This is a genomic window from Streptosporangium sp. NPDC005286, from assembly GCF_040607515.1.
GTDB lineage: Bacteria > Actinomycetota > Actinomycetes > Streptosporangiales > Streptosporangiaceae > Streptosporangium.
The window spans coordinates 1-7222 of the sequence record NZ_JBEXGU010000285.1; the positions used below are offsets into that span (position 1 = coordinate 1).

Annotated in this window: 6 protein-coding genes and 1 pseudogene; 5 read left to right on the forward strand and 2 right to left on the reverse strand. The window is 72.7% G+C overall.

Annotation, left to right across the window (positions count from 1 at the left end):
• Window positions 1–227, reverse strand: a pseudogene (locus ABZU75_RS44440) (hypothetical protein); the annotation flags it as partial.
• A 463-nt stretch (window positions 228–690) separates the two neighbouring features.
• On the opposite strand from ABZU75_RS44440, the gene ABZU75_RS44445 reads away from it, so the two are divergent.
• Window positions 691–2181, forward strand: a complete 1491-nt coding sequence (locus ABZU75_RS44445) for a rhamnulokinase family protein (protein WP_355568908.1) — start codon at window positions 691–693, stop codon at window positions 2179–2181.
• A 184-nt stretch (window positions 2182–2365) separates the two neighbouring features.
• Here ABZU75_RS44445 and ABZU75_RS44450 read toward each other — a convergent pair whose 3' ends face one another.
• Window positions 2366–3007, reverse strand: coding sequence for a DNA-binding response regulator (locus ABZU75_RS44450; RefSeq protein WP_355568911.1), 642 nt, complete (start codon window positions 3005–3007; stop codon window positions 2366–2368).
• Window positions 3008–3246: 239 nt separating this feature from the next.
• Between ABZU75_RS44450 and ABZU75_RS44455 the strand changes: the two genes are divergently transcribed.
• The 4 genes from ABZU75_RS44455 to ABZU75_RS44470 form a co-directional block, all read left to right on the forward strand.
• Window positions 3247–3939, forward strand: coding sequence for an aldo/keto reductase (locus tag ABZU75_RS44455; protein ID WP_355568914.1), 693 nt, complete (start codon window positions 3247–3249; stop codon window positions 3937–3939).
• 32 nt (window positions 3940–3971) lie between these two features.
• Window positions 3972–4985 (forward strand): alcohol dehydrogenase catalytic domain-containing protein, encoded by a 1014-nt coding sequence (locus ABZU75_RS44460; RefSeq protein ID WP_350965813.1) that lies wholly within the window; start codon window positions 3972–3974, stop codon window positions 4983–4985.
• Window positions 4986–5174: 189 nt separating this feature from the next.
• Window positions 5175–6410 carry a CoA transferase gene (locus ABZU75_RS44465; protein WP_355568921.1) on the forward strand — a complete coding sequence of 412 codons (1236 nt, stop codon included), beginning with the start codon at window positions 5175–5177 and terminating at the stop codon, window positions 6408–6410.
• The coding region (locus ABZU75_RS44470) for an amidohydrolase family protein (protein ID WP_355568918.1) at window positions 6407–7222 on the forward strand (816 nt) is incomplete at its 3' end. The genes ABZU75_RS44465 and ABZU75_RS44470, both read left to right, overlap by 4 nt.

Consider the following 7222-nt stretch of genomic DNA (forward strand, 5'->3'; position numbering starts at 1 on the left):
ATCGTCTCGTAGGGGTTGTTGATCTGCTTGGGCAGGAACGCGATCTTCAGCCCTTCCTTGATCGGCGCGTTCGGATCGGCCTTGGCCGGGGCCGATGACGCCGGGGCCGCCGGGGCCGCCGAACCGGCCGAGTCCTTGGTGGTGCCGCCGCCGCAGGCGGCGAGCCCGAGCGAGAGCAGACCGGCCACGACCGCGGCCGAGGCGGACCTTCGCGAAACAGTGAACATAAGCGCTTCCTCGGGAAGTCGGCGGCAGGCAGGCTCCTGCTGAAAAACGATTTAACAAGTTGAGCTGGACAGTAGAACCAAGCTCCCGGGGGTGTCAATGGCACATGAACACGCTGTTTCCTTAGCGTTACACGGCATGCGTCCCGGCCGGCCCCGCGTCTCCGAGGACCCCTCGCTCTCCACCGCCGAGCATCTGGCCGCCACCTGTTGCCACGTTTTAAGCATTTCGGTACCTCGCGTGGCCTCCGTGACAGTGCCGACCACCCCGCGAGCGCGGGTCAGGAGGTGTGGGTGATCACGGCCCCGGCGGGCGGACGCGTTCCGATACCCGCGACCGGCCACCAAGTAGCAGGGGCGCGGGCGCCGTCCGGTTCGGGGAGGAAGACGACTCCATGAGCTGTTTCACCTGCCGTCTCTGACATATCACCCATATCAGGAAGGGCTTTCCGGCTACGCTTGGACCGTGCCCGTCTACGTGGCCGTGGATCTCGGAGCTGAGAGCGGCCGGGTGCTGACCGGCGAATTCGATGGTGAACGGCTCGCGGTGCGGGAGGTGCACCGCTTCGCCAACCGGCCGGTCCGCGTCCTCGACGGCCTGTACTGGGACGTGCTCGGGCTGCTCGCACAGACGCGCGGAGGCATCGCGCTGGCCGCCGCCCGCGGTCGTGTCACCAGCGTGGGCGTGGACGCCTGGGGCGGCGACTTCGCCCTCCTCGACCGTGACGGGCGGCTGCTGGCCAACCCCCGCCACCACCTCGATCCCTACACCTCCGGCCTGGCGGGCCTCGTCTCCTGGCAGGACCACTACGAGCTGACCGGCATCCGCCCCGGGCCCGGCACCACGGCCTGCCAGTTGCTGGCGCACGCCGGATCGCCGCTTCTGGAGGCGGCCGACCACCTGGCGATGGTGCCGGACCTGTTCACCCTCTGGCTGAGCGGTGAGATGATCACCGAGCGGACGATCGCGAGCACCAGCCAGCTGCTGGACGCCAGGACCGGCCGCTGGGCGAGCAGCCTTGTCACCCGCCTGGGCCTGCCCCGCCACCTGTTCGCCCACCGGCTCACCGAGCCGGGCACGGTCGCGGGACCACTGCGGGAGAAGGGCGGGGACGGCCCGGGTGGAGTCGTGGTCGTCGCGGTGGCCGGCCACGACTCCGCCTCCGCCGCGGTGGCGCTGCCCGTCTCGTCCGGCTCTGTCGGCTACGTCTCCTGCGGCACCCGTTCGCTGGCGGGACTGGAGCTCGACGCCCCGGTCACGAGCCGGGCGGCCAGGCTCGCGGGCTTCAGCAACGAGGGTGGCGTCATGGGGACCGTGCGATTCACCCGCGCCCTCAACGGCCTGCTGCTGCTCCAGGAGTGCCGCAGATCCTGGGGCGTGCGCACCTCGTACGCGGACCTAGTCGCCGAGGCCGCCGCCACGCCCGCCTTCGGGCCGCTGATCGACCCCGGCCACCCGTGGTTTCTCGAACCCGGCGACATGCCGGCGAGGATCGCGGCCTACTGCCACTCGACCGGGCAGGCGCCGCCCGCCGGCCGCGCGGAGACGGTGCGCTGCGTCCTGGAGAGTCTCGCCTGCTCCTACCGTTGGGCCCTGGAGCAGGCCGAGTTCCTCAGCGACCGGCGGGTGGAGGCCGTGCACCTCGTGGGAGCCGGGGCCTCCAGCGAGACGCTGTGCCGGCTCGTCGCCGACTTCGCCGGACGGCCCGTGCTGGCCGGTCCCGTGGAGGCGACCGCCGCGGGAAACCTGCTCATCCAGGCCATGGCCGACGGCCGCATCGGCTCCCTCACCGAACTGCGCGAGGTGGTCCGCCGCTCGTTCCGGCCCCGGCCGTTCCCACCCGGCCGCGAACGGGAGCCGTACGAGATCGCCTACTCCCGATACCGGCAGCTCACCGGGATAGACAGATTCCACGTCGACGCGGAACCCGGGCTGAGCGTCGGCACCGAGCACTGACCCGGGAGCAGCCGATCCCAGCGGTTTCTCACCCCCGTCCGGCGAGCGGTAACCTACCTGCCCCGACACCTGCGCACCTAAGTAGTCGGCTCCGGAAGTCCTTCGGGGGTTGGCGTGACGGGTGGTTGCGTGGCCCGAGGTACTCAGGTGTGCAGACCGCTGAAGGGATGCGATCACTACGGTCTTAGCGGGATAGTCCCAGCCTGCCCGCCCGCAGCCCGGCCTGGAAGCGGGAGTCGGCCTCGAGCTTGGCCATCAGCTCAGCCACGCGCCGCCGATAGGTGCGTAGCGAGACGCCGAGCCGTTTGGCCGCCGATTCGTCGGTGAGTCCCGAACCGAGGGCTTCGAGGATCATGCGGCTGTCGGCATCGAAGTGGGGGATGTCGCTGCGCAGATAGGTGTCGAGATCGACGGCGGTGTCCCAGATCGCCCGGAACAGCGAGTGGACGCCGTCGACCAGGATCTGCGACGTCGTCACGGTGTACTCGCGGCCGGTGGGTGTCTCCCGGCCGGCAAGGATCATCACCCGCCGGTCGATGAGGATGGTCTCGTGCGGCAGTTGGGAGCCGCCTATCCGAACGAGAGCGCCCTTGCTCTGCACCAGCCGCAGGTGCGCCCGGGCCTCCTCGTCGGCGAGCGCGACCGGGCTGAGCAGCTTTCGAGAGGTGAAGCCCGAGGCATCCGCAGTACCCATCCGGTTCCGGATCGCGGCCCTGGCCTCCGGCTGCGACCAGGTCTTGAGGTCCCGGGCGGCGCAGAGGAACTCGGTCTGCGCGGACTCGAAGAGATGACCGGCACGCGCGATCAACTCTGCGTCCCCTCGCACTGAAAACACCTGTTCGTTCCGCATCCCGCCAGTCTGGCAGCAAGCTGCCACGAGCTCGCTGGGCGTCGTGGCGGCGGACACGATGAGCCTCGTGACGATCGAGACCTTCTCCCTCGGCGGAGATCTGACCATCAACCGGCTCGGCTTCGGCGCGATGCGCCTGGCGATGGGCACCTTCGACGGCCCGCCGCGAGCTCCTGAGAGTGGCATCGCCGTGCTCCGGCGCCGTGGAGCTGGGCGTGAACCACATCGACACGGCGGGCTTCTACGGCAGGGGAGCGGTGCGGGCCAACGAATTGATCCGTACGGCATTGACCCCCTACCGTGACGATCTGGTGATCGCCACGAAGGTCGGGCCACTGCCCGGACCAAACGGTGTGCCGAACGAGCAGGCGACGCCTGATCAGTTGCGCGGCCTGGTCGAGGCGGATCTGCGCTCTCTCGGCCTGGACCGGCTCGACCTGGTTTATCTACGGGTCGGTGGGATGACCGGACCAGGGGGCGAATCGATCGCCGAACGGTTCGCGGTGCTGGCCGAGCTCCGCGCGGAGGGGCTGATCCGGCACCTGGGCGTCAGCAACGTCGACGCCGCGCAGCTCGCCGAGGCCCGGGCGATCGCGCCCGTCGCGGCGGTGCAGAACCGGCACACCGGTGACATGGGACTGCTGGCGGAATGCGAGGAAGCAAGCATCGCGTACGTGCCGTACTTCCCCCTCGGCGGCGGTGGCGGCCCGCTCGACGCCGACCGGCTCGGCAAGGTCGCAGCACGCCTGGGCGCGACCACAGCGCAGGTCCAGATCGCATCGCTGCTGGCGAGGTCGTCGTCGGTGCTTGCCATTCCGGGCACCGGTTCTCTCGATCACCTGGAGGAGAACCTCGCGGCGCACGATCTCAGCCTCGGTGACGAGGACCTGTCTGACCTGCGAGGCTAACCGATCCCGGGCCCGTTGCTAAGGTTTCCTCCGTGAGAGCGTTCGTCGTGACCGGGCCTCGCCGCTTCTCCGTGTGGGACGTCGAGCCACCGGTCCCCGGCCCCGGGCAGGTCGTCGTCGACGTGGAGCGGGCCGGGGTGTGCGGCACCGACATGGAGTTCTTCAGCGGGGAGATGGCCTACCTCAACGAGGATCACGCCCGCTATCCCATCCGACTCGGCCACGAGTGGTGCGGGAGGGTCTCCTCGGTCGGCGAGGGCGTCGAAGACGGCTGGATCGGCACCCGGGTCACCGGTGACACCATGCTCGGCTGCGGACGGTGCCGCCGCTGCCTGGGCGGGCTGCAACACGTGTGCGAGGACCGCTTCGAGATCGGCATCCGCGGCGGGTGGCCCGGCGCTCTGGCCGAGCAGCTGCCGGTGCCGGTCACGGCGCTGCACGCGCTGCCGGACGCGGTCGACGCGGTGGCCGGGGCCATGGTCGAGCCCGGCGGCAACGCGCTGCGGGCCGTCGAGGCCGCGGCCCTCGCACCGGGTGACCGGCTGCTGGTGCTGGGGCCGGGGACGATCGGCCTGCTCGCCGCCCGGTTCGCCCTGGCGCGCGGCGCGGAGGTCCACATCATGGGCCTGTCGGAACCGTCACTGGAGTTCGCCCGAGGTCTCGGCGTGCACGGGGCGTGGACCTCCGACAGGCTTCCCCGGCTCCCGTTCGACGCGGTCATCGACGCCTCCAACGCTCCCGGCCTGCCCGCCCTGGCCGTCGACCTGGTGGAGCCGGGCAAGCGGGTGGTCTACATAGGGATAGCGCCGAGGCTCAGCGCCGTCGACACCCGCGCGCTGGTGCTCAAGGATGTCACGGCCGTCGGGATCCTGAGCGCCTCCCCCGGCCTGGCCGGGGCGATCGAGCAGTACGCCTCGGGCTCGGTGGATCCCCGGCCGCTCGTGGCGGCCGTCGTCGGCCTCGAGGAGGTGGGTGCGGTTCTCGCCGGCTCCCGCCCCGCGGGCTCCGGCCCCGGCCCCAAGATCCACGTCGACCCGCGAGCCTGACCTGGCAGTTCCGATCGGGCGGCGGCGTGCCCGCGGAGCCGTCCGCTGGGCCGGCGCCGGAACCACGCCGCGGGCCCGTCACCGAAGCCTTCCGTCAGACCCATGCGGACAAAATATGATCTTTAATAGCCTAAAAGTGTATTGTCGTTTTATGCCTGCTACAGCCCTCTTGTCCGATCCGGGGGCGTGATGACCCCCGATCCGCCGGCCGACTGGGCGCGCAGCGGCGTCGTCACGCTGACCGGCCGCGAGAGCGGCCCTCCGCTGGTGCCACCGGGCCGTGCCGCCACCGTGGCGCGGGAGCTGGCCGGCCGCTTCACCGAGTTCACCGGGGTGCGGGTGGACGGTGCCCGGTTGCTGTCGGAGCGTGCCGCCTTCACCGGCCACCGGCGAGGTGGAGCCGTGTCGGCCGGAGGCGCGTGCCGGCTGCTGCGCACCGCCGACGGCTGGGCGGCGGTCTCCTGCGCCCGCCCCGATGACCCGGCGTTACTGGGAGCGCTGGTCTGCGCGGAGGTGGGCGACGACCCGTGGCCGACGGTCACCGGCTGGCTGCGCGAGCACACCGGTGCCGAGCTCGCCGAGCGGGCGGCGCTCCTCGGCGTCGCCGCAGGCCCGGTCCGGCACCGGGCCGTTCCGCCCGCCCCGCTCACCCCGCCCGCGCCGGTGACGCCCCGGCCGCCGGACGGTCTGCTGGTCGTGGACTTCAGCGCGCTGTGGGCGGGCCCGCTCTGCGCCCACCTGCTCGGCCTGGCCGGTGCCCGGGTCGTCAAGGTGGAGACCCCGTGGCGGCCGGACGGCGCCCGGGGCGGGAACGCCGCGTTCTACCAGCTGCTGCACGCCGGGCACCGCTCGGTCGTGCTCGACCCCCGCACCCCCTCCGGGCGGCATGCCATGGCCGCCCTGGTCGACGCCGCCGACATCGTCATCGAGGCGTCCAGGCCCCGCGCGCTGGCCGGTTTCGGGCTCGACGCCGAGGCCGCGGTCGCCGCCGGCACCGTCTGGATCTCGATCACCGCGTACGGGCGCGGGAGCGACCGGGTCGGATTCGGTGACGACGTCGCCGCGGCGAGCGGCCTGGTCGCCCACGACGCCGACGGGACCCCGTTGTTCTGCGGCGACGCGATCGCCGACCCGCTCACCGGCCTGACCGCCGCCGCCCTCGCCGCGACGGCGCCGCCGGACGGCACGGGCGCGCTGTGGGACGTCTCCATGTCCGGCGTGGTCGCCGCCACGCTGAATCCCGTCGCGGAAACGCCCCCGAGCTCGGTGGCCGCCCGGTCGCGGAACGGCGGCTGGGTCGTCGACGCCTCCTCCGGCCCGGTCGACGTCGCCGTCCCGCTGCGGCGGGTGGTGTCCGGGAGGGCGCCCCGGAGCGGGGAGCACACCGCCGAGGTGCTGCGCGAGCTGGGCGTCGTGTCCCGGTGACCGGTCTGCTGCTGCGCGACGCCGAACTCGACGGGCGCACCGGGGTCGACGTCCGCGTCGAAGACGGCCACGTCGTCGAGGTGGGCACCGCCCTCGGCCTCCGGCCGGGAGAGGCCTGGTACGACTGCCGGGGCGGCGCGCTGCTACCCGGGCTCTGCGACCACCACCTGCACCTGCACGCGCTCGCCGCCTGGGGCACCTCGGTGCGTTGCGGCCCTCCCGAGGTGACCGGGCCCGCCGCACTGGCCGCCGCACTGGCCGCGGCCGTCCCCGACGAGCACGGGTGGATCCGTGGCGTCGGGTACGCGGAGACGGTCGCCGGCGACCTCGACGCCACCGCGCTGGACCGCCTCCGTCCCGACCGCCCGGTCCGCGTCCAGCATCGCAGCGGCGCGCTGTGGACCCTCAACACCGCGGCCGTGGCCGCGACCGGCCTGGCCGGGGCCGACCACCCTGGTGTCGAGCGGGACGACCGCGGCTTGCCCACCGGACGGCTCTGGCGCGCCGACGGCTGGCTGCGCTCCCGGCTGCCGCCCGCCGGACCGCCCGATCTCGCCCCGGTGGGCGCCGCCCTCACCCGCTTCGGCATCACCGCCGTCACCGACGCCACCCCCGATCTCGACGTCGGCGCCGTCGCGGCGATCACCGAGGCCATGCGTGGCGGGGCGCTGTCCCAGCGCGTCCAGCTGCTCGGCGCCCCGCTGGACACCCCGGCCGGGGGGGGGGGGGCCCCGGGGGCCGCCGGCCCCCCCCGCCCGCCGGGCCCCAACGGGAGGGGCCAGAACAGGCGGGCCCCCCACCCGAACCCAAGA

Bases quoted from the DNA above. Each gene is read 5' to 3' on its own strand.
- ABZU75_RS44465 (WP_355568921.1), top strand. From the start codon at position 5,175: ATGACCCCCGATCCGCCGGCCGACTGGGCGCGCAGCGGCGTCGTCACG.